Source organism: Bordetella sp. MIP270_01_BMS (assembly GCF_054958705.1).
Window position 1 is genome coordinate 1212901 of the sequence record NZ_CM143297.1, and the last position, 25658, is coordinate 1238558.

Genomic DNA, 25658 nt, shown 5'->3' on the forward strand with positions numbered 1-25658 from the left:
TTCGCGCTCCGGATTGAAGCGCGCAGACGGCATAGTGGCCTGCCCACGACCGCGCATCTAGACCGACATATACGGACGGAGATAATCGTTCATTCCGGCTTTCCAGGCCCGCGCATTGACGCCTGATCGGGCGGCCGCCCCCCCACAGCGCCCGCTGCCTATAGAATTGACACCCTAATCATCGACATGCACTCAGGGCAAACAGGAGCTTTTATGAAAACCCGTACGCAGCGTTCGCATCTGGCACGCCTGACTATTGCGGCCGCGGGCCTGGCCACCATTGCAACCGGCGCAGTGGCCTCCGGCCAGGACGTACCCGTGATCATGCAAGTTCCTGCCGGGAACTACGTCGCCTGGCGCGCTTCGGCCGAGGGCACGGCCACGTACGTATGCCGGCAATCGTCGGCTATCCCGCCACAAGCCGCCTGGTCGATCCAACGCGCCCAGGCGACCCTGTCGGGCGACAACCAGCGCGGCAACTACTCCAGCCCGCCCGAAACCTGGCGCGCCGCCGACGGCTCATTCCTGACGGGCATGGAAGTCGTACGGGTGAAGCCTGACACAGGCGGCATGCACGACCAACTGGTCATGGCGAATCCGGCCGGTACAGCCGGTGTTCTGTCGGGAGTGACCTATATCCAGCGGCTGGTGAAATCGGGCGGTGGCCTGCCCCAGGCCGCTTGTGACGCCGCCGGGGCGGGACAACAAGTGGAAGTTCCGTTCCAGGCCGTTTACGTTTTCTGGAAACCGAACTGAGCCCATCGGGCGCGCGATCGGCGAATCTGGCGGCGGCTGGGGTAGGAAGGCTCGGCCGTTGCGCGAAACGTCGAGCGCTTGCCCTGGCGGCGCGCCGCCAGGGCAAGTAACCGCTAGCGCTGCTGCACCAGCTTGCGAGCCTGGTCGGCGGCGCGGTTCAAGGCGGCCACGGGTGGCGTCTTGCCGTCGAGCGCTTCGTTCAGTTCCTGGTTCAGCACGAGCTGCACGCGATCGTAGTTGGCCATGCGGAATCCGCGGCTGGTGGCCGGAGCCTTGCCCGCCATGGATTGCACGATGGCCTGCGCGCCGGGCACCTTGCTGTAGAACGACACATCGGCGGCGCGGAAGGCTGCGTCGGTGAGCGGCAGGTAGCCAGTACGCTGATGCCATTCCGCGGCGTTGACGGGCTTGGCGAGCCAGGCCAGGAATTGTGCGGTGGCCTTTTCCTGGGCCTGGGTGTGGCCGTTGATCGCCCACAGCGCCGAACCGCTGACGAAGGGGCTGCCGGCCTCTTTGGTGGCCTGGTCGTAATACGGCAAAGGTGCCACGCCGAATGACAGCGAGCGCGTGTTCATGAACAGCCCTGCCGCACCCGATCCGGATGTGAGCACCGCACACTGGCCCTTGGCGAACAGCTGGTCACTTTGATCGCTGTCGGAGTGCGCCATGAACAGCAACGAACGCTTCCAGCTGACCATCATTGAAATATGGCGCATGTACAGCGTGTCAAAGCGGAAGGTGGGCGCCGCCTTGGCGTTCGCCAGGCCGTTGTCGTTGCTTGTGAACAGCTGCTTGTTCACCGGCGCCAGGTTTTCGATGTGGATCTTGACCTGGTCGCTCGACGCATAGGGGCATTCGATATTGGCGACGTCACGCAGCTTGAGCAGATCAGCCTGCAGGTCGGCCCAGGTGCGCGGCGGCTGCTTGGGATCGAGTCCGGCCTTTTTGTAGTACGACAGGTTGTAGTACATGATCGGCACTTCCGCCATCCAGGGGAACGCCAGGATCCGGCCCTTGGCGTCGCGCGTGAAGCTGGACGTGGCAGGCAGGAACCAGTTCAGGTCCTTGATGGGGTACTTGGCCAGCAACTGGTACAACGGAAGGATGGACTTGTGCTCGGACACCGCCTCGGGCGAGCGGTTGTCGGCCAGCTGGATCAGGTTGGGGCCCTTCTTCTTTTTCAGGGCTTCGGCGGCAGCCTTCTGCAGTGCCTGCTCGTTCGAGAAATCGCGCAGCGAAACCTCGACTTCTTTCTGTTCTTTGTTGTATTTCTTGGCGAGCTTTTCGAATTCGGCCTTGTTGGGGCCCGAAAGCGTGTGCCATACCTGGATTTCAACGTTGGCGCCATGAGCGGCGCCCGCGACGGCCATGGCCGCGCCGAAAACCCAGGTACGCCGGCTGGCCACCAGTGCGCGGGCAAGGCCCGCCATTTGCAGTGTCTTCATAGGTCACAAACCAAGAAAGGGAAATTCGGGCTCCGGCGTGCGTCCGCTGAGCAGATCGGCCAAAGCCCGGCCCGAACCCGCTCCCATGGTCCAGCCCAGCGTGCCGTGCCCCGTATTCAAATACAGGTTGGGGATGCGGGTGCGACCAATGAGAGGCACGTTCGAAGGGGTGGACGGACGCAAGCCCGACCAGTAGCTGACGCTTTCGAAATCGAGAGCATCGGGGAACAGCTCTTGCGCCAGGTGCGTCATGGCGAGGCAGCGCCGGGTATTCAGATCTCGCGTATAGCCTGCGAGTTCGGCCGTTCCGGCCATGCGCAGCCGGTTGCCCAGCCTGGTGAACACCACCTTGTGGCTGCTGTCGGTCAGGCTGACCGACGGCGCGCGCGCGGCATCTCGGATCTCGAAGGTGGCGGAATATCCCTTGGCGGGATAGACATTGCAGGGCACCCCCAGGGGCCGCACGAGGCGGGGACTGAAGCTGCCCAGCGCAACGACGTAGGCGTCCGCCGTGATGCGCCCATAACTGCCGTCGGGCCGGATGACTTCGATGGCCTGAACCTGTCCGCCTTCGCTCCGCAGGCGCGTGGCGCTTGTGCCATAGTGGAATTCAACCCCGGCGGCTTCGCATCGCTGCGCCAAGGCAGCGGTGAACAGGTGGACGTCGCCGCTTTCGTCGTCGGGCGTGTAGTCGCCCCCCACAATGGTGGCCCGGTGCGGAGCGAGGGCGGGCTCGATGGCCACGACTTCATCAGTCGTGACGACACGACGCTCAACGCCGAAATCGCGCATCAGGCCGGCGGCCTTCTGCGAGGTCTCGAACTCGTGGGGATCGCGATAGAAATTGAGAATGCCGCGCTCGAGGTGATCGTAGGGGATGTTCAGTTCGCCGCGCATGGATTGCAGGGTGGCACGGCTGTATTCGGCCAGCCGCACCATGGCGCGGATATTCGGGGCCAGGCGGCCGGGCAGGCATTCGCGCAGGAAGGCCAGCCCCCACATCCATTGCCGCCAGTCGAGCTGCGGCCGGAACAACAGCGGCGCGTCGTCCTGGAATATCCATTTCAGCAGTTTCAGCGGCGCCTGCGGGTTGGCCCAGGGTTCAGCGTATGAAACGGAGATCTGGCCCCCATTGGCCAGGCTGGTTTCCTGGGCGGGGCCGCTGCGGCGATCGATGACGACGACGTCGTGACCCGCCTGGCGCAGCCACCAGGCGCTGGAAATGCCGATGATGCCGCTACCCAATACCGCTACTTTCATGCGCGCCTTGCTCCTTGCGCCGGCGGCCGCAGCGGGACCATCCCCCTGCCGCCACGGCTCGATCCGATAGGAATGCCGGTGCGGCAGTGTACTGCGCGAACGGGCCCCCGCCTACAACGTAAAACCAGCGGCTGCATCGACACGCCCTGGGTCATTTCCGGCTGGCTGGCGCCCGCTTCAGGAGCCGGCACAGGCCAGGTCGGCCACGGAAGTGAACGCATCGGCGTAGAACTCCTCTGGCGGCAGGCCGCACTGGACCGTGAACTCGCGCCGCGCGGCATCGACCATGGGCGGGGCGCCGCATGCGTATACCTGGTAGCCGGACAGGTCCGGGTGGTCTTGCAGAACGGCGGCGTGAACATAGCCGGTGCGCCCGCTCCAGCCGTCTTCGGGCAGTCCGTCGGATACCACAGGAATGTACTGGAAATCGGGCAGGGCCTGCGCCCAAGATTGCGCCAGGTCGTTCATGTAGAGATCACGCGGGCGGCGGCCGCCCCAGTACAGGAAAACGGGCCGGCGGATGGCATGGTGCGCCATGTGCTCCACGATGGCCTTGACTGGCGCGAATCCGGTGCCGCTCGCCAGCAGGATGATGGGCTTGGTGCTGTCTTCACGCAGGAAAAACGACCCGAAGGGCCCTTCGAGCCGCAGGATCTCGCGCACCTTCATCTGCGTCTGGCCCGCACCGAAAACATGGTCGGTGAAGACGCCACCCGGCATGTGCCGCACATGCAGTTCGAGCGGACTGCCTGCGTGAGGCGGGCAGGCCATGGAATAGCTGCGACGCTTGCCGTCTTTCAGGATGACTTCGATGTACTGCCCGGCGTAATAGCGGAACGGATCAGCGGCCGGCAATTGCAGCCGCAGTACCGTCACGTCGGGCGCAACCAGTTCCATGGCTTGCACGCGGGCAGGCAGCTTGCGGATCTGGATATCGCTGGCCAGGCGCACTTCGGTGGACTCGATGACCAGATCGGACTGCGGTCGCGCCTGGCAGAACAGGGTATAGCCCTGCGCCAGCTCTTCGGGCGACAGGATCTGCGCCGGATACTCGCCAGCTTCGGCCTGGCCGGAGACGACTTTGCCTTTGCAGGTGGAACAAGCGCCGTTGCGACAGCTGTACGGCAGCACGATGCCGGCGGCCAGCGCGGCGTCGAGTACCGTCTGCCCGGGCTCGACGGGGAACTGATGCTGGCTGGGTTGTACGGTGACCTGGAAACTCATGGGTACCATCTAAAGGAAACGATGCGCGGCGCCCGGCGTTGCCAGAGACGCAAGCGCGCCTGGCGGCAACCGGCGGTCAATTTGGTATTCTATAATCTTTAGCGTTCCGGGACGGCCCGGCGCGGCGACCGGCCCTGTGCCAGTTGCATTATTTCCGGGGACGGCCCCTTGGCCGGCATGCATGCCGGCACCATCTGAATGGGGCGTTTCATGACCTGGATAATTCTCGTACTGGCGGGGCTGTTCGAAGTGGTGTGGGCCGTGGGCCTGAAGTACACCCACGGATTCACGCGCCTGCTTCCATCCGTCATCACCCTCACGGGCATGCTGATCAGCTTCTGGCTGCTGGCCATCGCCATGAAAAGCCTGCCCCTGGGCACGGCATACGCCGTCTGGGTCGGCATAGGCGCCCTGGGCGCCTTCGTGGCCGGCATCGTGCTGTTTGGCGAAGCCTTGAGCCCCATGCGCGTGGCGAGCGTCCTGCTGATCGCCGCCGGCCTGATCGGCCTGAAGCTGTCGACCTGACGGCGTTCGCATTCAGAAGGCGAGTTCGATCTCCACCGGGTCGCCTACGCGAAGGCGCGCTCCGTCCGCCGCACTGACGATGGCATTGGCGCCGAACACGACCCCGAGGTCCAGCTTCCGATACGTGGCCAGCGTGCGGCCCGGCTCGTCGTACCGCTGGGCCGTCTGCTGGTCGATATTGGGCATGGGACAGCGCGTGCAGGGCTTGACCAGGGCCATGCCGACCGTTGAGGTCGACACCAGGGCGGTGTGGTCTTCGTCGTAGGCCTCCCACTCGCCGTCGATGACGATATTGGGACGGAATCGGTTCATGGGCACGGGCGTCGCGCCTTGCGCCACCAGACGCTGGTTGAGCTCGTCCAGCGATGACTGGTTCGCGATCAACAGCGGAAATCCGTCGGCGAATCCGAAAGTATGGTCGCCCGCGAATGCGCCGGCCAGGTCGGGATGGGCTTCTCGCCACCGCTCGACCCATTCGGCCTGCGCCGGCCGCTGCGCCTGCTGATCGATCTTTACCAGCACGCACGGCTGACCCAGTACCTGGCTGATCCATTCGGCGGCCTGCGCGCTTTCCTGCCGTGCCGGCACCGTATCGTTCCAGACTCTTACGAGACGCGTGTCGGCCGCCAGTTGCGATCCGTCGAGCGGGATACGCAGCACCGGCATGTCGGGCGCGCGCAGTTCCAGGGCGTCGGCGGTGATCGCCGGACGTATCAAAGCCATGGCGGGCCACTGGCGCTGCGTCATGAAGTGGCCCTGCCCGGTCAGGATCATCCACCGGCGGTCGCCTGTCAGGCCAGCACGGTCGACGGTCGACTCCGCAAGATCAATGGCGGCGCAGGACTTGATGGGATAGATGTGCAGGCTGGCGATGCGGGCGGTCATGGCGGCGGGGGCACGGAGAATACTGGGCCGCCAAGCATAGCACCGTGGTCGGCGCCCTTCGGCGAGGTTCCGGCCAATGCGGGCTGCGCACCCTCCGGTTCGCCGGCGCCCGCCGGGTAGCGGGCCGCTCCGGCGCAACGCGCCGGAAAAGTCGGGACACCGGCGGCGCGGGCCGCCCGCAAGGCTGGCGTAAGCTCGGTCGCGGCTGCGCGCCGGTCTACACGGGGTCGGCGTCGCGGCGCAGGCGGCGCACGGCATCCAACGCGTCGCGCAAGCTCGCCTCGAGCGATTCCAGCGTGCCCCGAGGGCTGTCGGACTGCGCCGAGGGCGTGGCGCGCTCCGGCGGCGCGCCGATTCCAGGCCCGCCAGGCAACGCCGCGTGAATCTGTTCGCCAGCCGGCGTGACGTCTACGTCGAACACCAGCTTTTCGGCGCGATGCCAGGTGGTGAACCATTCGAGCGCCTGGCCATGCTGGTCGTAGCCCTGCCCTTCCAGCATCAGCAACGGGCTGCCCGCCGGGACCTGCAATTCGGCCGCGAGGGTGGCATCGGCGCCCACGGCCCGGATGCGATTGCGGCCACGCCCGGGCTGCAGGCCGAAGCGCAGCGCCAGCGTGCGATGCAGCGATGCGTCTTGAAGATGCTCGGCGGCCAGCCCCGGCAGGCGCGCACGCGGCAGCCAGGTGCGCACGAAAGCCAGTGGTTCGTCATCGACCCTGCGCAGGCGTTCCAGCAACAGGGTGTCCGTCGAATCGAAGAACGCGGCGACTTCCGGCGGAGGCGCTGCCGGGCCGAACTGGCGCACCGTGGTCAGCAGCGCGGTGCCCGAATGCGCAAACTGCTCGAACAAGCCGGTGGATCGCTGCACCATCCGATGATGTTCCCGGGCCGGCGCCACGGTGGGCGCCCTCCCCGGATCACGACGTATGAGGCCTTCGGCGACCAGGGCGGCCAAGGCCTGCCTGACGACGCTGCGGGCCACGCCGAACTGCCGGCACAGCACGGCCTCGCTCGGCAGAATGGTGCCTGGCGCCCATTGCAGCTCGCGGATATCGCGGCGCAACGCCTGCGCGACCTGCGCATGCAACGGCAATCCGCTGGAACGATCCAGCGGCGCGTCGGGTTCGGCGCCAAACGCCATGGAATCAGCCTCCGGTGGTAGACCGCGCAGTTTCCCATACATGCGACCACCCCGGCGCCAGATGGGCAGCGCGCTCGGCGGCCAATACCAGGCTTTCTTCGCGCGCGACGCCCTTGCCGGCGATGTCGAACGCGGTGCCATGGTCCACCGAAACCCGCACCACGGGCAGGCCCACGGTAATGTTCACGCCATCGTCGCCGTAAACGGCCTTGAATGGCGCGTGTCCCTGGTCGTGATAGCAGGCGATGACGAACTTCCATTTGCCGCGCACGGCTTGAGGAAACAGCGCGTCGGCGGGGATGGGGCCGGCCGCGCGGATGCCCGCGGCGTTGGCTTCTGCCACGGCCGGGGCCAGGATCTCGGCGTCTTCAGTGCCGAAGATGCCGTTTTCGCCCGCGTGCGGATTCAGGCCCGCAACCGCGACCGGTTCGTCGCCACGCCCCAGCGCATGCGCAAACGAGCCCGCCAGGCGCAGCACCGCGCGCATGCGCTGTGGGTTGACGTCCTCGATGGCCTGCCGCAGCGACACATGGGTGGTGGCATGGAAAATGTACAAGTCGCCTGCCGACAGCACCAGCGAGAAGGTCTTGACGCCGAATTCGTGGGCCAGCAATTCGGTATGGCCGGGCCATTTGTGGCCCGCCATATGCATCGCCGCCTTGTTCAGCGGAGCGGTGACGATACCGTCGATGCGACCGGCCCGAGCCAGCGCGCATGCCGTGGTGACGAATCGCACGGATCCGTCTCCGGCATCGGCGCTGAGTTCGCCCGGCGGCACATGGTCCAGCGCCGGGCCGGCCTGTATGACCTCGATGAGACCCGGCGTGTTCTGCACCTGCTCCGGTCCGTCGACCACGCGCACGATGGAGGCATCGGCGCCCAGCGCCTGCGCGGCCTTGCGCAGCGCCCCCGCGTCCCCTACCACCACCAGGCGCGCGCGCTGCCGGAGGTCGTCGTGACCCATCAGCATCTTGGCTGTGATTTCCGGCCCGATGCCAGCGACGTCACCGAGGGTGACCGCCAAGGTGGGAATCCGGGTGGGCGTTGCGTCTTGTGTCATGCTGGAAATCTCCGTTCGCGGACCGCGCGGGCGGCCCGGATCAATACGTCGTCAGAGCCAAAGCCACCGGCCTTGGTCACGATAGGCAAGCCCGCCGCAGGACCGCCGGTCAGCGTGCCCAGCGGCACGCCGCCCGTTACTTCGTCGACCAGCGCAATGCCGCCGGCTCGCAGGGCGGCCAATACGGCGCTGGCACCGTCGCCACCGGTGGCCACCACGCCGCAGGCCTGGCCCCCCTGGATCAACTGACCGGCCAGTTCTCCCAGGCGCGCTGCGACCGCGTCGGAATCGAGGTCGTCCCGCCGGCCTTCAGGGGCCAGCAACAGCACTGTGACCGGATCTGCAAGCGCTGCGGTGGCCTGGCGCACTTGCCCAGACCAGTCGAGCCATGCCTGCGGGTCTGCCAGTTGGGCCAGCGTGGGCGACCACGTGCGCGCGCCGGCTGCCTGCAAGGCCTGCGCCTGGCGGCGCGCGGCGCTATGCTGCGAGGTCACCACGACAATGACCGCGCCTTTGGATTCCGCGCCTGCCCAAAGCCGGGCAAGGGGTATCGCCAGCCCGCCCGATCCGACCGGCAGGGCGCGTTCGCCCAGCAGCACGATGGCTTGGGCCAGCAGATCGATGTCGGCCGAATTTTCAGCGTCGACCACCACCACCTCGCCGGCGGCGAGGATGCGGTCAGCCAGTTCACGGGGCGTCTCGCCTTCTTGCATGCCGAGCTGTGCGCCGCCCAGCAGCGTGGGGATGTGGCTTTGCGTCACGGGCGTGACGGGATCGGTTGCCGCAGACGTTTCAGTCACCGGCCGGCCATCCACGCAGAGCAGGCCCTCACGAACCGTGCGCCCCGTGGCGGGGAATGCCGGGCACACCACTGCGATAGCGTCGTCGCGCCAGGCCTGACGCGCCGCGTCGATTTCTGCTCGGAACGCCCCGCGCAATGTGGAATCGACCTTCTTGTACAGGCGCTGCACCCCCGCGGCGCGCAAGGCCGCGACATCCTCCCGTACCACCGCGGCGGCCTGGGGGCCAGGCAGGGGGCGGCTGTGCGTCGTGACTGCAACGACTTCGGCGCGGCTGGCGGCGGGGTCGGCCAGCGCCTGGCTGGCCCGCCCGACCGATAACTGGGTGGGCCACCCTGCACGCACGAACTGTACGGCGGTGTCGCCCGAACCCGTCAGGTCGTCTGCAACGATGGCGATGAAGGGCGCCACGCTTACACCCTGGCGTCCGGGATCGGCTGCCCCGGATCATTGAGGGCGACCGCCACGTCATCGGCGGGCTTGAGCTCGCCCGCGCGCTTGAGGAAATATGAAGCCAGCAACGGGGCCATGATCGAGCTGATCAGTACGCAGGCCGCCACTTGCGCGGTAGCCGTGCTGACGTAGGGAAGCAGCGTCGGATCGGCCGCCGCGACGACGGCGGGCGTGGCAATGGCGTTGCCCGCCGTGGTGCCCGCGGCGAAGCCGATGCCGCTCTTGCCGCCGCGGCGCAGAATATAGCGATAGCCCAGGTAAACCAGGAAGCCGGTGATCGGGCTGATCAACAGGCCCAGCACCAGGCCCGTCAAGCCGCCCGAAACCACGGCGCTCAGATTGATCCCCGTGCCCAGTGCAAACGCGAAGAACGGGATCACGATGTTGGGAACCGGCTTGAGCACGTTGCGCCATTGCACATCCAGATTGCCGACGAGCACGCCCAGCAGGAACGGCACCAGCGCCGCGACCAGCGCCGTGACGGGAATATCCGCCAAACCCGAAGCTCCCAGGAACAGCAAGCTGAAGAAAGGTCCGTCGTTCACCGCACTGGCCACGTACGCACCGCGATCGCGGCTGTCGCCGTACTGACCGGTATAGGCCAGCCAGAGGCCGCCATTGCTGTTGTCGAATGCCGCCAGCATGGCCAGGATCGACACGCCCAGCACGCCGTCAAGGCCGACGTAGCTGCCCAGCAGCACGATCAGTGTGGCAGGAATCAGGGTCTTGGTCAGCAGGATGGTGCCTGCGGTGGCGAGGATGGGTCCGCCGGTACGCATGTTCACCTGCGTGCCGGTCGCAAAGATCAGCAGCGCGATCAACGGCAGCGCGCTGTTCTTGAACAGCGCCGTCGTGAAGCCGCCCACGGCCAGTGCGTCGGGGGCGAAAGTGCCGATGATGGAGCCGAGAATGAGCGGCAGCAGCATCAGCCCGCCCGGCACCTTCATCATGGCCGAGAACATGGGGAAGCGGGAAACTTCGGAGTTCATGGAATGTCTCCAGTACCTTTTTGTCAGAGGGGCCTGCGGCCCGGGTAAGCCGGCATCGCCGGCGCGAAAATGGCTAGTGTACAACGATACGTACAGGCTGTACGTACAGCTGACAACCAGGATTGCATCGGCTGCATCCCCTATGCGCGCAGACGCAAGCGTCGGGCCCTTCAATGAAAAAGCCCCGTGGATCGCCATCCACGGGGCTCGAAATGCGCCAGGGTCGCGCTCAGTCGACGAGCTTGAGCTTGTCGAGCGGAGTGACTGCCTTGAAGGCCTTGCGCGTCGCGATGTGCTCGGGGCGCGGGGCCAGCCCGTACTTGGGCGGGTTCAAGGTGTTCTCCATGCTGTTGTAGACCATGAACACGTTGGAGCGCGGCCACGGCGAGATATTGCTGTTCGAACCGTGCATGGTGTTGCAGTCGAAGAACACCACGGAACCGGCCTTGGCCGTCATCGTGCGGATGCCGCCCTGCTCGACCAGCAGTTGCAGGCTGACGGGATCCGGCACCCCATATTCCTGCTTCTTCAGCGACTGCTTATAGTGATCGCGCGGCGTTTCACCCACGCAGGAAATGAAATGCCGCTGCGAGCCGGGCACCAGCATCAGCGGGCCGTTGCACTCGTTGTTATCGGTAAGCAGCACCGAGCAGCTCAGCGCACGCATCGACGGCATGCCGTCTTCGACGTGCCAGGTCTCAAAGTCCGAGTGCCAGTAGAACTCCTTGCCCTTGAAACCGGGTTTCAGGTTGGCACGCGACTGGTGAATGTATACTTCGGAGCCCAAGAGCTGGCGCGCTACGTTGGCCAGCCGCGGATCGCGAGTCAGGCGGGCCAGCATCGGGTTCAGCACGTGCACCATGAAGATCGAGCGCACGGCATTGCTGCCCGGCTCGGTGATCGCCTCTTCACGGCGCACGATGGCCGGATCGCGGGTCATGCGCTCGACTTCGTTGATGAGCGCCTGGATTTCGTTCTGGGAAAACACATTTTCCAGCAACAGGAATCCATCCTGATCGTAGCTCTGGACCTGTTCGGCCGACAGGGCGTCGGCGTACTTGCCCTCGCCATAGACCACCGGGTCCTGGCGCGCAATGATGGCGGAACTGCGATCCGTACGCGAGGCGTACGGATCCTGCGCAGGTGAGATCATAATCAGCCTCCTAGTTTCATGCGGCCGCTTCGGCTTCGGCGGGCAAGGCGTAGACGCCTTCCGCGTCGTGCACTTCCTGGCCGGTCAGCGGCGGATTGAATACGCAAATGACGCGCAGCGGCTCTTTGCCGCCGCACAGCCAATGTTCGTCATGTTCGTTCAGGGCGTAGACCACGCCCGGACCGAGCTCGTAGGTCTTGCCGTCGGCAACCGTTTCAATCGACCCGTCGCCCTCGATGCACCACACCGCTTCAAGATGGTTCTTGTAGTGGATGTGGGTACGTCCGCCGGGAAAAATGGTGGTCTCGTGAAACGAAAACCCCATGCCGTCCTTTTTCAGCAGCACGCGGCGGCTGACCCAGGTGTCGGTGCGGACTTCGTCCTGAGTCCCGATCACATCTTTCACATTGCGTACGATCATCGACGTTTTCCTCCGAAATTCAGTACTCGGGCAGACCGGCCCGTTTCTCCAAGTGCGTCGGCCACCGAGGCCTCGATCGCTTCCAGGCCGCGGCGAAGCAGCTCGTCTTCGATAGTGAGGGCCGGCAGTACCTTCAGCACTTCGTCATGCGCGCCGGAGGTCTCGATGACGACCCCGCGGCTGAACGCCTGCTGCGCGATTCGGTTGGCCAGTGCCGGCTCGGCGGTGGCGACCAGCCCCTGAATCAGCCCGCGGCCGCGTACGGCCAACCCGGCGTTGGGATAGCTGTGCGCCAGGTTCTCCAGCCAATCGCGCACCAGGCGCTCTTTACGCTGCACCTCATTCGAGAAGGCATCGCTGGACCAATACGTATCCAACGCCTGGGTCGCGGTGACGAACGCCAGGTTGTTGCCGCGGAACGTGCCGCTATGCGCGCCCGGCTTCCAGATATCGAGCTCCGGTTTCATCAGCACCAGCGACATGGGCAGCCCGAAGCCGGAAAGCGACTTCGACAGCGTGATGATGTCCGGACGGATACCCGCCGACTCGAAGCTGAAGAAGCTGCCGGTGCGGCCGCAACCGACCTGTATGTCGTCGACGATCAGCAGCATGTCGTGGCGGCGGCACAATTTTTCGAGCTCTTTCAGCCAGCGCAGCGTGGCCACGTTGACGCCGCCCTCGCCCTGAACCGTTTCAACGATCACGCCGGCGGGCTTGTCCATGCCGCTGCTCGGGTCGTCGAGCATGCGCTCGAGGTAGGCGATAGTGTCGACGTCGGGGCCGAAGTAGCCGTCATACGGCATGAAGGTCGTGTTGCCCAGCGCATAGCCGGCCGCATCGCGGAACTTCATATTGGCCGTCGCAGCGAGCGACCCGCCGCTGACCCCGTGGAAGCCGTGGGTGAACGAAATGATGTTGGGGCGGCCCTTTACCTGGCGCGCGATCTTCAGCGCGGCTTCGACCGCGTTCGTGCCGGTCGGACCGGTGAACTGCAAGGTGTACTGCCAATTGCGCGGCTTGAGCAGCACGCGATCGACGGTTTCGAGAAATTGCTTCTTGGCGCTGGTGGCCATGTCCAGGCCATGCACCACACCGTCGGCTTCCAGATACTCAAGCAATTTTTCCTTGAATACCGGGTTGTTGTGTCCGTAATTGAGAGTACCGGCGCCGCTGAAGAAGTCGATATATTCGCCGCCTTCTTCGTCTATCAGGACAGAGCCCCGAGCCTGCTTGAATATCACCGGAAACGACCGGATGTAGCCACGTACCTCCGACTCCATCCGGTCAAAGATTTTCAAGTCCATAGGATCCTCCCTTCATTTCATGAATTGACAGGCACATCGGTCACCACCAGCCATGGCCGGGCAACCGAGCGCCGCGATTCGATAGGCTCGCCCTGGCGCCCTCCCTAGCGGGAAGGCAGCGAGAACGGTCCTATCTTCAACAACATCTCGTCATCGTGGTCGGCCCCGCCGAACAGCTGCCGGTCAAAGAACGGCTGTTCGGATATGTGCGCCCCCAGTTCGCTGGCAAGGCCGGCGAACATGCGGCGCGAAGCCTGGTTATCAGGCCCCACCGTGGTTTCGAGATGACGAACATGCTCGAGCTCTGGACGCTGCAAGAGTTCGCGCAGCATGACGCGGCCCAATCGTTGGCCGCGCGCGCGGGAATGCACCGCAACCTGCCAGACGAAAATCACGTCGGGACGGTTGGGAGGCACATAAGCGGAAATGAACCCATCGATGCGGCCGCCGGCGCTTTCGGCCACCACGCAGGTGGCGGGGAAGTGCTCGCACAGCAGCAGATAGGCATACAAAGAGTTGACGTCGAGCGGCGGGCATTCGGACACCAGACGGTGTAACGCCGCCCCGTCGCTGCGGCGCGGAGCGCGCAACTGCAGCCGGGCGTCGGCGGCGCCCGGTTGGGCGGCCGACGAAAGTTGTGTGGATTGCAATTCGGGTTTTCTCATACGACCAGTCCCGATTCAGGTGGCGCCCCGCCGGTGGGCACTTCAAGAATGGGCGATGCCACGTCGCCATTCGGCTCCGCCGCGTGGCCTTCCTGTTCCATCAGGTCGACGATGCGTTCGAGCGACAGAGTGATCGTGGCCTGCTCGAGCTCTGGCAACGCGTTCAGCGCGTCGGCCAGATGCTTCTGCAAAGGCGAAGGCGAGTCGATCGCCAATTGGCGGCCCGCATCGGTTGCCGTGACGAAAACGATGCGGCGATCTTCGCGACCGCGCTCGCGGCGCACCAGGCCCTTATCTTCCAGGCGGTCGAGGATACCCACCACCGTACTGGGGCTGACGTGGATTTCTCTGCTGATCGCCGTGGCGGTCAGCGGGCCATTGGCAATCACCGTACGCAGGCACATCAGCTGCGGCGCCGTGATGTGGCTGACGGCGGCGAGCTGACGCGAATGCAGCGCGATCGAGCGCGTGATGCGGCGCAGGGCACGCAGGATGCGCAGGTCGTACTGCTGGGACGGATCGGAAACTGGCTGGTTGTTCATGACTGAAAATAGTTCAGTAGGATTAATTTCTACTCAAATGATTCTACCCAGATAATATCCGCTGAGGCCCGTGAGGTCAACCAGCCCAGCCAATAAAATGTGAATAAATGCGTTCACATTTGCTGAAGTTAACGAAAAATATCTGCGCGTTGAGATTTATCCGGGAAATTCTTCGGCCCGGAGGTTGCGCGGCAGGCTGCCTGCGACCCGCATCGGGGTATACCCGGGGAGATCCCGAAACATATGTTTTTTTCTGAACGATTTATTTATCATGTGTTTTTTGTGGCCCTTCCGTCCCATTTCGCGTGTTGCCCTCGCCTCCTCTGCTGGTATTGCAGCGCCTGCAAAGTCTGCTGGAAAATCTGCCACCTGAATTGCAGCGGGCCGCGCATTGGGTTACGGACCATCCAGCGGAAGTCGGGCTCTGGTCGATGCGACGCCAGGCGCAGGCGTTGGGCGTTGCGCCCGCCACGATGCTGCGACTGGCCCGCGCCGCCGGTTATGAGCGCTACGAAGACTTTCGGGCGCCCTTCCAGAAGGCGCTCACGGGAGAGCGCCCAGCCAGCTTGCGGGAGCGAGCAGCGGAGCTGCAGGCATCACAGGAAGGATCCGGCCCGGACGGGCACGACGCCCTGACCGACCTGCAATCCCGTGCCATTCACTCGGTCTGCACGCTGAACAGTTCCGCCGCCTTCGATGCCACCGTGAAAACGCTGCTGGGCGCACGCCAGGTGGGTTTCCTGGGCACGCGATCCGCATTCGGCATCGCCTTCCAGATGCACTACGCGTACCAATTGGTCAGGCGCAACAGCGTGCTGATCGACGGGTTGGGCGGGCTCGAGGCCGAGACTGTCGACAACCTGCGCGATCCCGATGCCCTGATCGCGATTTCCCAGTCCCCCTACCCCGCAGCCACGGTACGGCTGGCAAGGCAGGCTGCGCACCAGGGCGTGGCGGTCATTGCCCTGACCGACGACGCGCTGTCCCCTCTGGCCGTGGACGCGCGCCACGTGCTGCTGTTCGAGCGGCCCGACCGCGAAGGCGTGCGCCACCAGCCCATGCAGCGGGGCCCCGGATCGTTCTTCCACACGACGGCCGGCCTGCTGGGACTGGCCGAGCACCTCATTGCGCGCCTGACCGCACGGGGCGGTATCGAAGTGCTCAACCGTCTGAGCGAAATCGAAGACCGCATGCAGGCCGACAAGGTTTTCTGGCCTACCCAGGCCAGCCAGCAGAGCCCCTGACTGCCGCGTCTTGCCGGACGCATCACGCGGCGCCCTTTATTTGCCATTTCCTCTGGTAACCCGACATGAGCACTACCCACGTCTTCCACCGTTCATTGCGCGCCACCCCCGCTGTGGCAGTGCGCGGCCAGGGCGCCTGGCTGTACGACAGCGCCGGCCGCGCGTATCTCGATGGATCCGGCGGCGCCGCCGTATCCTGCCTGGGCCACAACCATCCCGATGTGCAGGCTGCCATGCACGCGCAGATCGACAAGCTGGCGTATGCGCACACCAGCTTTTTCACCACGGAAGTGGCCGAGCAGCTGGCCGACCATCTCGTGACGAACGCGCCGGCCGGCACCAGCCATGCATACTTCGTGTCCGGCGGGTCGGAAGCGGTCGAGGCCGCATTGAAAATGGCGCGACAGTATTTTGTCGAGATCGGACAACCGCAGCGCCGCCACATCATTGCCCGCCGCCAGAGCTACCATGGCAACACGCTGGGCGCGCTGGCCGTCGGGGGCAACGAATGGCGCCGCGCGCAGTTCAAGCCGCTGCTCATCGATGTGACCCACGTCTCGCCCTGCTATGAATATCGCGACCGCCGCGATGACGAAACGCCCGAGGCCTATGGCGAGCGCCTGGCGCGCGAACTGGAAGACACCATTGAACGCCTGGGTGCAGACAGCGTGATGGCCTTCGTCGCCGAACCCGTGGTGGGCGCCACATCCGGCGCTCTGACACCCGTACCCGGCTACTTCCGCCGCATTCGCGAGGTGTGCGACCGCTACGGCGTTTTGCTGATCGCCGATGAGGTCATGTGCGGCATGGGCCGTACCGGCACTTTGTACGCCGTGGAGCAGGAACAGGTGGTGCCCGACCTCATCACAATCGCCAAGGGGCTGGGCGGCGGCTTCCAGCCTATCGGGGCCGTCATGGCACAAGAAAAAATCGTCGCTGCGATGAGCGCCGGCACCGGTTTTTTCCAGCACGGCCACACCTATCTGGGGCACGCCACGGCCTGCGCCGCGGCGCTGGCCGTGCAAACGGTGATACAGCGCGACGGCCTGCTGCAGCGCGTGCGCGACCAGGGCATCAGCCTGCGCCAGCGGCTGCAGGCGGCCCTTGCCGAACACCCTCACGTGGGCGACATTCGCGGCCGCGGCCTGTTCATGGGTGTGGAACTGGTGGCCGATCGCGCGACCAAGCAGCCATTCGACCCCAAAATGAACTTGCACGCACGCATCAAGCGCGAAGCCATGGGCCGCGGCCTGATGGTGTATCCGATGGGCGGCACCATCGACGGCCAACGCGGCGACCACGTCCTGCTCGCACCGCCTTTCATCATCTCGGACGACGAACTGGACCAGCTGGCAGAGCGGCTGGCCGGCGCGATCGATGCCGCCATCGCCCAGTCGCAGGCTTAGGTTTTCATTACGCGCCCGGGGCATAATCCCGGTGCCGCTACGCCGCGCGCCCGATCCCCGGGCGCGCCAAATCGCCGGAATCACCGGTATTCTTACGGGGAAAATCCTCAAAAGGAGTTTGTATGAGCAAGTCTGTCAAACACACCTTGGGCAATAAAAAGGGGTGGGGGCTGGCCGCTGCATGCGCGGCGGTGGCGATGGCTTTTGCCGCGCCGCTGCCTGCTTCGGCACAACAGAAGTTCGTCAGTATCGGCACGGGTGGCGTCACCGGCGTTTACTATGCCGCTGGCGGCGCGATCTGCCGCCTCGTCAACAAAGACCGTTCGTCGCACGGCATCCGCTGCTCCGTGGAATCCACCGGGGGCTCGGTATTCAACGTGAACACCATCAAGGCCGGCGAACTGGACCTGGGCGTCGTGCAATCGGACGTCGGCTTCAACGCCTATAACGGCGAAGGCCAGTTCAAGGACGCGGGCGAGTTCAAGAAGCTGCGTTCGGTGTTCTCCATCCACCCGGAGCCGTTCACGGTGGTGGCGCGCAAGGAAGCCAACGTCAAATCGTTCGAAGACCTGAAGGGCAAGCGCTTCAACGTCGGCAACCCCGGCTCCGGTACGCGAGCCTCGATGGAAGAACTGCTGGCCACGATGGGCTGGACCCTGAAAGATTTCTCGCTGGCATCGGAATTGCGGCCCGATGAACACGGTTCGGCGTTGTGCGACGGCAAGATCGATGGCTTCTTCTACGGCGTAGGCCACCCGTCGGCCAACATCCAGGACCCCACCACGACCTGCGGCGCACAGCTGGTGTCGGTAACGGGCCCCGCGGTCGACAAGCTCGTCGAGAAGTACCCGTACTACGCCCATGCCACCATCCCCGGCGGCCTGTATCCCAACAACCCCAACGACACCAAGACGTACGGCGTGACAGCCACCTTCGTCACCTCGTCTGACGTGCCTGATGAAACGGTCTACACCGTGGTCAAGGCCGTGTTCGACAACCTCGAAGACTTCAAGAAGCTGCACCCGGCCTTCGCTCACCTGAAAGCCGAAGACATGACCAAGAACGGCCTGTCGGCCCCGCTGCATCCGGGCGCCGAAAAGTATTTCAAAGAGAAAGGCCTGCTGTAAGCGCGTGTCCCGACTGGCCCGACCGCGCCTCGGCGGCGCGGCCAGTCAGCTTTCACCATAACGCCAGGGCACTGTCCGTACACCATCGCGGCAGTGCCGGCTGGCCACCCGAACATCCTGGGGAAATCAATGAAGACCGAGCCGTCCACCACGACAGCCGATCTGGAACAGTTAGTCGCCGATGTCGACCGCGGCGGACGCCAATGCGGCGGCATCGCCGGCGCCACCCTTGCCATCGGCGCCTTGCTATGGTCGCTGTTCCAGCTCTGGTATGCCTCGCCCTTGCCCTTTGCCCTGAGCTGGGGCATTTTCAATGACACCGAGGCGCGCGCATTGCACCTGGGCATCGCAATGTTCCTGGGCTACCTCGCCTACCCCGCCCGCAAGAGTTCGCCCCGCGACCGCATGCCGCTGCACGACTGGGTGCTGGCCTTCATTGCGGCCTTCTGCGGCGCCTACCTGTTCCTGTTCTACAAAGAGCTGGCCGGCCGGCCGGGCCAGCCCACCACCATGGACGTGACCACGGCGGCCATTGGCCTGGTGCTGCTGCTGGAAGTCACGCGTCGCTCGCTGGGCCTGCCCATGACGGTGCTGGGCGCGGTGTTCGTGCTGTATGTGCTGGCCGGCCCCTGGCTGCCCGACGTCCTGGCCCACCGAGGTGCCTCCATCGAGCGCCTTGCCTCGCACATGTGGCTGACCACCGAAGGCGTGTACGGCGTGGCGCTGGGCGTGTCCGTGTCGTACATCTTCATCTTCGTGCTATTGGGCTCGCTGCTCGACAAGTGCGGCGCCGGCAACTACATGATGCAGGTCTCGTTCGCGCTGCTGGGCCATCTGCGCGGCGGTCCGGCCAAGGTGGCGGTCGTCTCCTCTGCCGTGAACGGCCTCGTTTCGGCCTCGTCGGTCGCCAACGTGGTCACCGGCGGGATTTTCACCATACCGCTCATGAAAAAGGCCGGGTACGGCGGTATCAAGGCCGGTGCCATCGAAACGGCGTCGTCCGTCAATGGACAGATCATGCCGCCCGTCATGGGCGCCGCGGCGTTCCTCATGATCGAGTACGTGGGAATTCCCTATACCGACGTCATCCGACACGCCATCCTGCCGGCTTCCATTTCATATATCGCCCTTTTCTATATCGTGCACCTAGAGGCGCTGAAACTGGGCATACAACCCATGATGGGAGGCGGCAAGCCGCGCACGCCGCTGCAGAAACTTGCCGGCTGGGGCATGGGCATCAGCGGTACATTGATCGTCATGGGCCTGATCTACTGGATCGGCATGGGGGTCAAGGCCGTCGCAGGCGACGCCGCACTGTGGATACTGCTGGCCATGCTGGTGGCGCTGGATATCTGGCTGCTGCGCATTGCCGCCCGCCACCCGGATCTGCCCGAAGACATCAGCATCACCAACCCGGTTCGGCCCGAGCCCTGGCCAACCGTACGCGCGGGCCTGCACTTCCTCATACCCATCGGCATTCTGGTCTGGTGCCTGAGTATCGAGGAACTGTCGGCCGGGCTGTCAGCATTCTGGGCGGCGATCGCGATGCTGTTGCAGATGGTCACGCAGCGCCCCATCATCGCCTGGTTCCGCGGCCAGCAGGTTGCCCCGGAAGCGCGACGCGGCTGGCGCGACGCCATAAGCGGCCTGGAAGACGGCGCCCGCAACATGATAGGCATCGCCATCGCGTGCGGCACCGCCGGCCTGATCGTCGGCGCTATCACGCTTACCGGCCTGGGCCTGCGCATGACGGCGTTCGTCGAGCTGGTCTCGATGGGCAACGTGCTGTTGATGCTGATCTTCACCGCCGCGGTCTGCCTGGTGCTGGGGCTGGGCATGCCGACCACAGCCAACTACATCCTGATGGCGACCCTGATGGCGCCTGTGGTCGTGGAGCTCGGTGCGCAGAACGGACTGGTGATACCGCTGATTGCCGTGCACATGTTCGTGTTCTATTACGGCATCATGGCCGACATCACCCCACCGGTGGGCCTGGCGACTTTCGCCGCGGCCGCGATTTCGGGCGAGGATCCCATCAAGACCGGCGTCCAGGGCGTGACCTACGCAATGCGTACCGCAGTGCTGCCGTTCATGTTCGTGTTCAATCCGCTGCTGCTGTTGATCGACGTGCACGGCTGGGCCGAACTGGTGCTGGTCGTAGTGGGGGCCACGCTGGCTTCTCTCACTTTCGCGGCGGCCACCCTGGGCTGGATGCGGGTGCGCTGCACCGTGTTCGAGATCTGCGTCCTGCTGCTCGTCACGTTCATGCTGTTCCGTCCGGACTGGTTCATGAACCACCTGGCAGACAAGTATGTCGACCGGCCCCCCGCCGAAATGGCCGCCATCGCCGCCGATATGCCCGACGGTGGGCGCCTCGTGGCAGTGCTCCAGGGCATGAACATCGAAGGGGACGAGCTGACCAAGACCGTGGCCGTGGCCTTGCCCGCATTGCCTGAAGGCGATACCAGCACCGGCGTGGCCGCAGGGCGCAAGCGCCTGAGCGAGGCAGGCCTGATGGTCACCGCCCTGGGCGACCAGGTGCAGATCGGCGCCGTGCAGTTTGGCAGCCGCGCGCGCCGCGCGGGCTGGGAACAAGGATGGGATGTGGTCAGCGTCAAGACGCCTAATCCGCACCGCCTGTCGGAGTTCTGGGTATACGTGCCCGCGCTGGGACTGCTGTTTTTGGTCTGGGCCATGCAGGGCCGCCGCGAAAAGCGGCAGAACGCGGGCCTGGCGGCAGCCTGATCCGGCATGCCGGCGGCCGGGGCGCCGCCGCCGGCGCGCCCCGGCTCAGCCGGGCCGGATCATCAAGGGGCCTGAAATCCAGCCGGATTTCAGGCCCCTTTTCTATTGCCACGTGCAATCGCTGTGCGCGCCGGCCCGGCCGCGCGGCACTTCCTGACCGCCTGGATCCGGGCCGAACGCTACAACACCGGCGACAGCACCGGTTGCTTGGGCCTCACGTCGAGCGCGCGGCCTTTGCGCGCACGCTTGCCCACGTACGGTTCCAGCGCGGCGCCAGCCAGGACGTCTTCGGTAAGCTTGTTGCGGTAGATGCCCGTGGCTCGCAGGCCTGCGGCGCCCAGCGGGACGGTCTGAGCCAGTTTGTCGGCACCGTCCAGCCCCATCAGGATGGTCCCGCGGCCGCCCCCTGACAGCACCTTGACCTCGTCCAGCCCGAACACCAGGAATTTGCCCTTGGCCGACAGCAGCGCCAGCTGCAGCGCGCCTTCGAACAGCGGCACCGGACGCAACAGCGCGTCGCCTGCTTCGAGCGTGATGAACTGCTTGCCGGCACGTTGCCGCGACATCATGTCACCGTGCCGAACCGCGAAACCGAAGCCGCGCTGCGTGGCCAGCAGCCAGCGGCTGTCTGCTCCCGCCACCACGCTGTGCACGATGCGAGTGCCTGGTCCCAGGTCGATCATGGAAGTCACCGGCTGGCCGTCGCCACGCGCCGACGGCAGGCCCGCCACGGGCACCGAGTACACGCGCCCGTTGTCGCCGATGGCAATCAGGGTATCGGTGGTACGGCATTCGAAAGCGCCATAAAGCGCATCGCCCTGCTTGAACCCGAACTGCGATGCATCGTGGCCATGGCCCTGACGCGCCCTCAGCCAGCCCTTCTGAGACACGATGACAGTGACGGGCTCGTCGACCACCTTGGTCTCCAGCACCGCGCGTTCGGCCGTTTCGATCAGGGTGCGCCGATCGTCGCCATACTGCTTCGCATCGGCTTCGATTTCCTTGATCAGCAGTCGCTTCAGCGAGGCGGGATTGTCGAGCAGGTCCTGCAGGCGGCCCTGTTCGGCACGTTTGTCGGCCAGTTCCTGCTCGATCTTGAAGCCTTCCAGGCGCGCCAATTGCCGCAGCCGCATTTCGAGTATGTCTTCGGCCTGGCGCTCGGAAAGCGAAAACCGCTGCATCAGCGCTGTCTTGGGCTCGTCGGACTCGCGTATGGTCTGGATGACCTCGTCGACATTCAGGTACACCACCATGCGCCCTTCCAGCACATGGATGCGGTCGACGACCTTATCCAGGCGGTGCCTGGTACGACGCACCACGGTGTCGGTGCGGAATGCAATCCACTCGGTGAGGATGCCGCGCAAGCCCTTCTGCCGCGGTCGACCATCCGTGCCGATGCACACCAGGTTGATGGGAACGCTGCTTTCCATGCTGGTTTGCGCCAGCAGCGTGTTGACGAACTCGTCGCGGTCGACGCGCGAGGTCTTGGGTTCGAACACGAGCCGCACGGCGGCGTCCTTGCCCGATTCGTCGCGCACGGCATCGAGCAGATTCAGCATGACGGCCTTGGCCTGCTGCTGGTCTGCGGTGAGGCTTTTCTTGCCCGCCTTCACCTTGGGGTTGGTGATTTCCTCGATTTCTTCCAGCACCTTCTGCCCCGAGGTGCCGGGTGGCAGTTCATACACCACGAGCTGCCACTGCCCACGCGCCATTTCCTCGAACCGCCAGCGGGCCCGCGCCTTCAGCGAACCGCGGCCGCTGGCATAAATATTGGATATATCGGCTGCCGGGGTGATGATCTGGCCCCCGCCCGCGAAGTCGGGACCGGGCACCATGCCGTACAGCTCTTCGTCGGTCAGCTTGGGCTGTTTGATGAGCGCCACGCAGGCCTGCGCCACCTCGCGCAAGTTGTGCGACGGAATCTCGGTGGCCATGCCGACGGCAATGCCCGAAGCCCCGTTGAGCAGCATCACCGGCAGCCGCGCGGGCAGCATCTGCGGTTCCTGCTGGCTGCCGTCATAGTTGGGCGCGAAATCGACCGTGCCTTCGTCGAGTTCGTCGAGCAGCAGGCGGGAAAACGGCGTCAGCCTAGCCTCGGTGTAGCGCATGGCCGCTGCGTTGTCGCCATCGCGCGAGCCGAAGTTTCCGTGCCCGTCGATCAGCGGGTAGCGCAACGAGAAATCCTGCGCCATGCGCACCATGGCGTCGTACGCGGCCTGGTCGCCGTGCGGATGGTACTTGCCCAGCACGTCACCCACCACGCGGGCCGACTTGACGGGCTTGGCGCCGGGCCCCAGCCCCATGTCCTGCATGGCATAGAGAATGCGGCGCTGGACGGGCTTCTGGCCATCGCCCACATCGGGCAAGGCGCGGCCCCGCACGACGGAAACGGCATAGTCCAGGTATGCCTGTTCGGCGTACCGGGCCAGCGTGATGGCGTCATCGGCTTCGCTGGCGGCCGCGTCGAACAGGCCGGGTTGATTGCTGTCTGTCATTGGTTTTCGGATTTGCTAAAGGCGTGTAAACAGGCGTGGCGGTCAGATATCGAGCTCGGCCAGGTTGCCCTTTTCTTCGATCCAGGCGCGCCGTTGCGACGACTCGCCCTTGCCCATCAGCATGTCGAACATGCGGGTGGTGTCTTGCGGAGTAAGGCTGCCATACCCTACCGGCAGCAGCCGGCGCGTGTCCGGGTTCATGGTGGTTTCCCACAGCTGCTCGGGATTCATCTCACCGAGCCCCTTGAAGCGGCTGATGCTCCAGGCACCTTCGCGCACGCCTTCTTTGCGCAGCTTGTCCTGCGCGGCCTCGAGCTCGCCGCTATCCAGACAATATATCTTGCGCGCGGGCCGCTTGCCCTGGGCCGGCACATCAAGGCGGAACAGCGGCGGCTTGGCCACGTACACATGGCCAGCCTCGACCAGGCGGGGAAAATGGCGGTAGAACAGCGTCAGCAGCAATACCTGGATGTGCGAACCGTCGACATCGGCGTCTGACAGGATGCAGATGCGCCCGTAACGCAGGCCAGACAGGTCGGGCGTGTCGTCGGGTCCGTGCGGATCGACACCGATTGCCACGGCAATGTCATGGATTTCGTTGTTGGCGAACAGGCGGTCGCGGTCGACTTCCCAGGAATTGAGCACCTTGCCGCGCAGCGGCAGAATGGCCTGGAATTCCTTGTCGCGACCCATCTTGGCGGATCCCCCGGCCGAATCGCCCTCGACCAGGAACACTTCGGTGCGGCTGGCGTCGGATGATTCGCAATCGGTGAGCTTGCCGGGCAGCACGGCCACGCCCGAGCTCTTGCGCTTTTCGACCTTCTGGGCAGAGCGGGCGCGGGCCTGCGCCTGCCGGATGGCGAGCTCGGCCAGCTTCTTGCCATATTCCACATTGCTGTGCAGCCACAGGTCGAGCGCGCCTTTGGCAAAGCCCCCGACCAGCCGCACGGCATCGCGGCTGTTCAACCGCTCTTTGATCTGGCCCTGGAACTGCGGGTCGAGCACCTTGGCCGACAACACGAAGCTGGCACGGGCGAACACGTCTTCGGGCAGCAGCTTGACACCCTTGGGCAGCAGGCCGTGCAGTTCGGCAAAGCCTTTCACGGCGGCATAAAGGCCTTCGCGCAAGCCCGATTCGTGGGTGCCGCCCGCCGGGGTGGGAATCAGGTTCACGTATGACTCGCGCACGGCATTGCCGTCTTCGGTCCAGGCCACCACCCATTGGGCGCCCTCGCCATCGGCGAAGGTTTCGTGGTCGGCATCGGCGTATTGCTGGCCTTCGAAGAACGGCACCATCAGCTCGGCCCCGGCCAGCGACTCGGCCAGATAGCCCCGCAAGCCGTCGGCGTATTGCCAGGTTTTCACATCGCCGGTCTTTTCGGTGACGAGGGTCACCTTCACGCCGGGCAGCAGCACGGCCTTGCTGCGCAGCAAGTGAGTGAGTTCGTTCAGCGGGATATGCGGGCTGTCGAAATACTTGGGATCGGGCCAGACGCGAACACGCGTGCCCGATTTCTTGCGGCCCGCCTCGGAATACGGCGCCAGCGGCTCGGCGACGTCGCCGCCCTGGAACACCAGGCGGTGAGTCGCGCCTTCGCGCCAGACGACGACTTCCAGCCGGCTGGCCAGCGCGTTGGTGACGGACACGCCGACCCCGTGCAGGCCGCCCGAGAACGCGTACGCGCCGCCGCCCTGTTTGTCGAACTTGCCGCCGGCATGCAGCCGCGTGAACACGAGTTCCACCACCGGCGCGTTTTCTTCGGGGTGCAGGCCGACGGGTATGCCGCGGCCGTCGTCCTCGATGGACACGCTGCCATCGGCATGCAAAGTGACCTGGATCTGCTTGCCGTAACCCGCCAATGCCTCGTCGGCCGCGTTATCGATGACCTCTTGCACCACATGCAAGGGATTTTCGGTGCGGGTGTACATGCCCGGGCGCTGGCGAACGGGCTCCAGCCCCTTCAGAACGCGGATGGACGCTTCGGTGTAACGTGGTGTAGCCAAGTTATCCCCAACAT

At 65.0% G+C, this 25658-nt stretch carries 20 protein-coding genes and 1 pseudogene; 6 read left to right on the forward strand and 15 right to left on the reverse strand.

The window, feature by feature from the left end; translation table 11 throughout:
- The first annotated feature begins 213 nt into the window (after positions 1-213).
- Positions 214-756, forward strand: coding sequence for a DUF3455 domain-containing protein (locus ACV17W_RS05615; RefSeq protein ID WP_462595449.1), 543 nt, complete (start codon positions 214-216; stop codon positions 754-756).
- 113 nt (positions 757-869) lie between these two features.
- Here the strand turns inward: ACV17W_RS05615 and ACV17W_RS05620 are convergent, their stop codons facing one another.
- From ACV17W_RS05620 to ACV17W_RS05630, 3 genes are all read right to left on the reverse strand, one after another.
- On the reverse strand, positions 870-2201 hold the full coding sequence (locus tag ACV17W_RS05620) for an extracellular solute-binding protein (RefSeq protein ID WP_462595450.1): 1332 nt from the start codon (positions 2199-2201) through the stop codon (positions 870-872).
- Positions 2202-2204: 3 nt separating this feature from the next.
- Positions 2205-3461, reverse strand: coding sequence for a D-amino acid dehydrogenase (locus ACV17W_RS05625; protein ID WP_462595451.1), 1257 nt, complete (start codon positions 3459-3461; stop codon positions 2205-2207).
- 177 nt (positions 3462-3638) lie between these two features.
- Positions 3639-4685 (reverse strand): CDP-6-deoxy-delta-3,4-glucoseen reductase, encoded by a 1047-nt coding sequence (locus ACV17W_RS05630; protein ID WP_462595452.1) that lies wholly within the window; start codon positions 4683-4685, stop codon positions 3639-3641.
- Between the two features lie 210 nt (positions 4686-4895).
- Between ACV17W_RS05630 and sugE the strand changes: the two genes are divergently transcribed.
- Entirely contained in the window at positions 4896-5210 is a 315-nt protein-coding gene (sugE, locus tag ACV17W_RS05635) for a quaternary ammonium compound efflux SMR transporter SugE (RefSeq protein WP_462595453.1), read from the forward strand.
- Positions 5211-5222: 12 nt separating this feature from the next.
- Here the strand turns inward: sugE and ACV17W_RS05640 are convergent, their stop codons facing one another.
- The 10 genes from ACV17W_RS05640 to ACV17W_RS05685 form a co-directional block, all read right to left on the reverse strand.
- Positions 5223-6095, reverse strand: coding sequence for an MOSC domain-containing protein (locus ACV17W_RS05640; protein ID WP_462595454.1), 873 nt, complete (start codon positions 6093-6095; stop codon positions 5223-5225).
- A 217-nt stretch (positions 6096-6312) separates the two neighbouring features.
- Positions 6313-7236 carry a GntR family transcriptional regulator gene (locus ACV17W_RS05645; protein ID WP_462595455.1) on the reverse strand — a complete coding sequence of 308 codons (924 nt, stop codon included), beginning with the start codon at positions 7234-7236 and terminating at the stop codon, positions 6313-6315.
- Positions 7237-7240: 4 nt separating this feature from the next.
- Positions 7241-8296 (reverse strand): 4-hydroxythreonine-4-phosphate dehydrogenase PdxA, encoded by a 1056-nt coding sequence (gene pdxA, locus ACV17W_RS05650; RefSeq protein ID WP_462595456.1) that lies wholly within the window; start codon positions 8294-8296, stop codon positions 7241-7243.
- A complete protein-coding gene (dtnK, locus tag ACV17W_RS05655; RefSeq protein ID WP_462595457.1) occupies positions 8293-9507 on the reverse strand; it encodes a D-threonate kinase in 1215 nt (404 codons plus the stop codon). Before dtnK ends, pdxA begins: the two co-directional genes overlap by 4 nt.
- Positions 9508-9509: 2 nt before the next feature.
- Positions 9510-10538: a 2-keto-3-deoxygluconate permease gene (locus tag ACV17W_RS05660; RefSeq protein WP_462595458.1), complete on the reverse strand. Its 1029-nt coding sequence runs from the start codon at positions 10536-10538 to the stop codon at positions 9510-9512.
- Between the two features lie 229 nt (positions 10539-10767).
- Positions 10768-11691, reverse strand: coding sequence for an ectoine hydroxylase (gene thpD / locus ACV17W_RS05665; protein ID WP_462595459.1), 924 nt, complete (start codon positions 11689-11691; stop codon positions 10768-10770).
- Between the two features lie 16 nt (positions 11692-11707).
- Entirely contained in the window at positions 11708-12112 is a 405-nt protein-coding gene (locus tag ACV17W_RS05670) for an ectoine synthase (RefSeq protein ID WP_462595460.1), read from the reverse strand.
- Positions 12109-13416 carry a diaminobutyrate--2-oxoglutarate transaminase gene (gene ectB, locus ACV17W_RS05675; protein WP_462595461.1) on the reverse strand — a complete coding sequence of 436 codons (1308 nt, stop codon included), beginning with the start codon at positions 13414-13416 and terminating at the stop codon, positions 12109-12111. The genes ACV17W_RS05670 and ectB overlap by 4 nt, the downstream gene beginning before the upstream one ends.
- A gap of 104 nt (positions 13417-13520) precedes the next feature.
- Entirely contained in the window at positions 13521-14081 is a 561-nt protein-coding gene (ectA, locus tag ACV17W_RS05680) for a diaminobutyrate acetyltransferase (protein WP_462595462.1), read from the reverse strand.
- On the reverse strand, positions 14078-14623 hold the full coding sequence (locus ACV17W_RS05685) for a MarR family winged helix-turn-helix transcriptional regulator (protein ID WP_462595463.1): 546 nt from the start codon (positions 14621-14623) through the stop codon (positions 14078-14080). The genes ectA and ACV17W_RS05685 overlap by 4 nt, the downstream gene beginning before the upstream one ends.
- Before the next feature lie 243 nt (positions 14624-14866).
- Between ACV17W_RS05685 and ACV17W_RS05690 the strand changes: the two are divergent.
- The 4 genes and pseudogenes from ACV17W_RS05690 (at position 14867) to ACV17W_RS05705 (ending at position 21145) form a co-directional block, all read left to right on the forward strand.
- Positions 14867-15867 (forward strand): annotated as a pseudogene (locus ACV17W_RS05690) (MurR/RpiR family transcriptional regulator).
- A 65-nt stretch (positions 15868-15932) separates the two neighbouring features.
- Positions 15933-17273 carry an aspartate aminotransferase family protein gene (locus tag ACV17W_RS05695; protein ID WP_462595464.1) on the forward strand — a complete coding sequence of 447 codons (1341 nt, stop codon included), beginning with the start codon at positions 15933-15935 and terminating at the stop codon, positions 17271-17273.
- Between the two features lie 122 nt (positions 17274-17395).
- On the forward strand, positions 17396-18400 hold the full coding sequence (locus tag ACV17W_RS05700) for a TAXI family TRAP transporter solute-binding subunit (RefSeq protein WP_462595465.1): 1005 nt from the start codon (positions 17396-17398) through the stop codon (positions 18398-18400).
- A gap of 129 nt (positions 18401-18529) precedes the next feature.
- Positions 18530-21145: a TRAP transporter permease gene (locus ACV17W_RS05705; RefSeq protein WP_462595466.1), complete on the forward strand. Its 2616-nt coding sequence runs from the start codon at positions 18530-18532 to the stop codon at positions 21143-21145.
- A gap of 179 nt (positions 21146-21324) precedes the next feature.
- Here ACV17W_RS05705 and parC read toward each other — a convergent pair whose 3' ends face one another.
- Together parC and parE are read right to left on the reverse strand one after the other, a co-directional pair.
- Positions 21325-23640 carry a DNA topoisomerase IV subunit A gene (gene parC, locus ACV17W_RS05710; protein ID WP_462595467.1) on the reverse strand — a complete coding sequence of 772 codons (2316 nt, stop codon included), beginning with the start codon at positions 23638-23640 and terminating at the stop codon, positions 21325-21327.
- Positions 23641-23682: 42 nt separating this feature from the next.
- The gene (gene parE, locus ACV17W_RS05715) at positions 23683-25644 is read right to left on the reverse strand and encodes a DNA topoisomerase IV subunit B (RefSeq protein WP_462595468.1); all 1962 of its coding nucleotides are present in this window, start codon (positions 25642-25644) and stop codon (positions 23683-23685) included.
- Between the last annotated feature and the right edge of the window lie 14 nt (positions 25645-25658).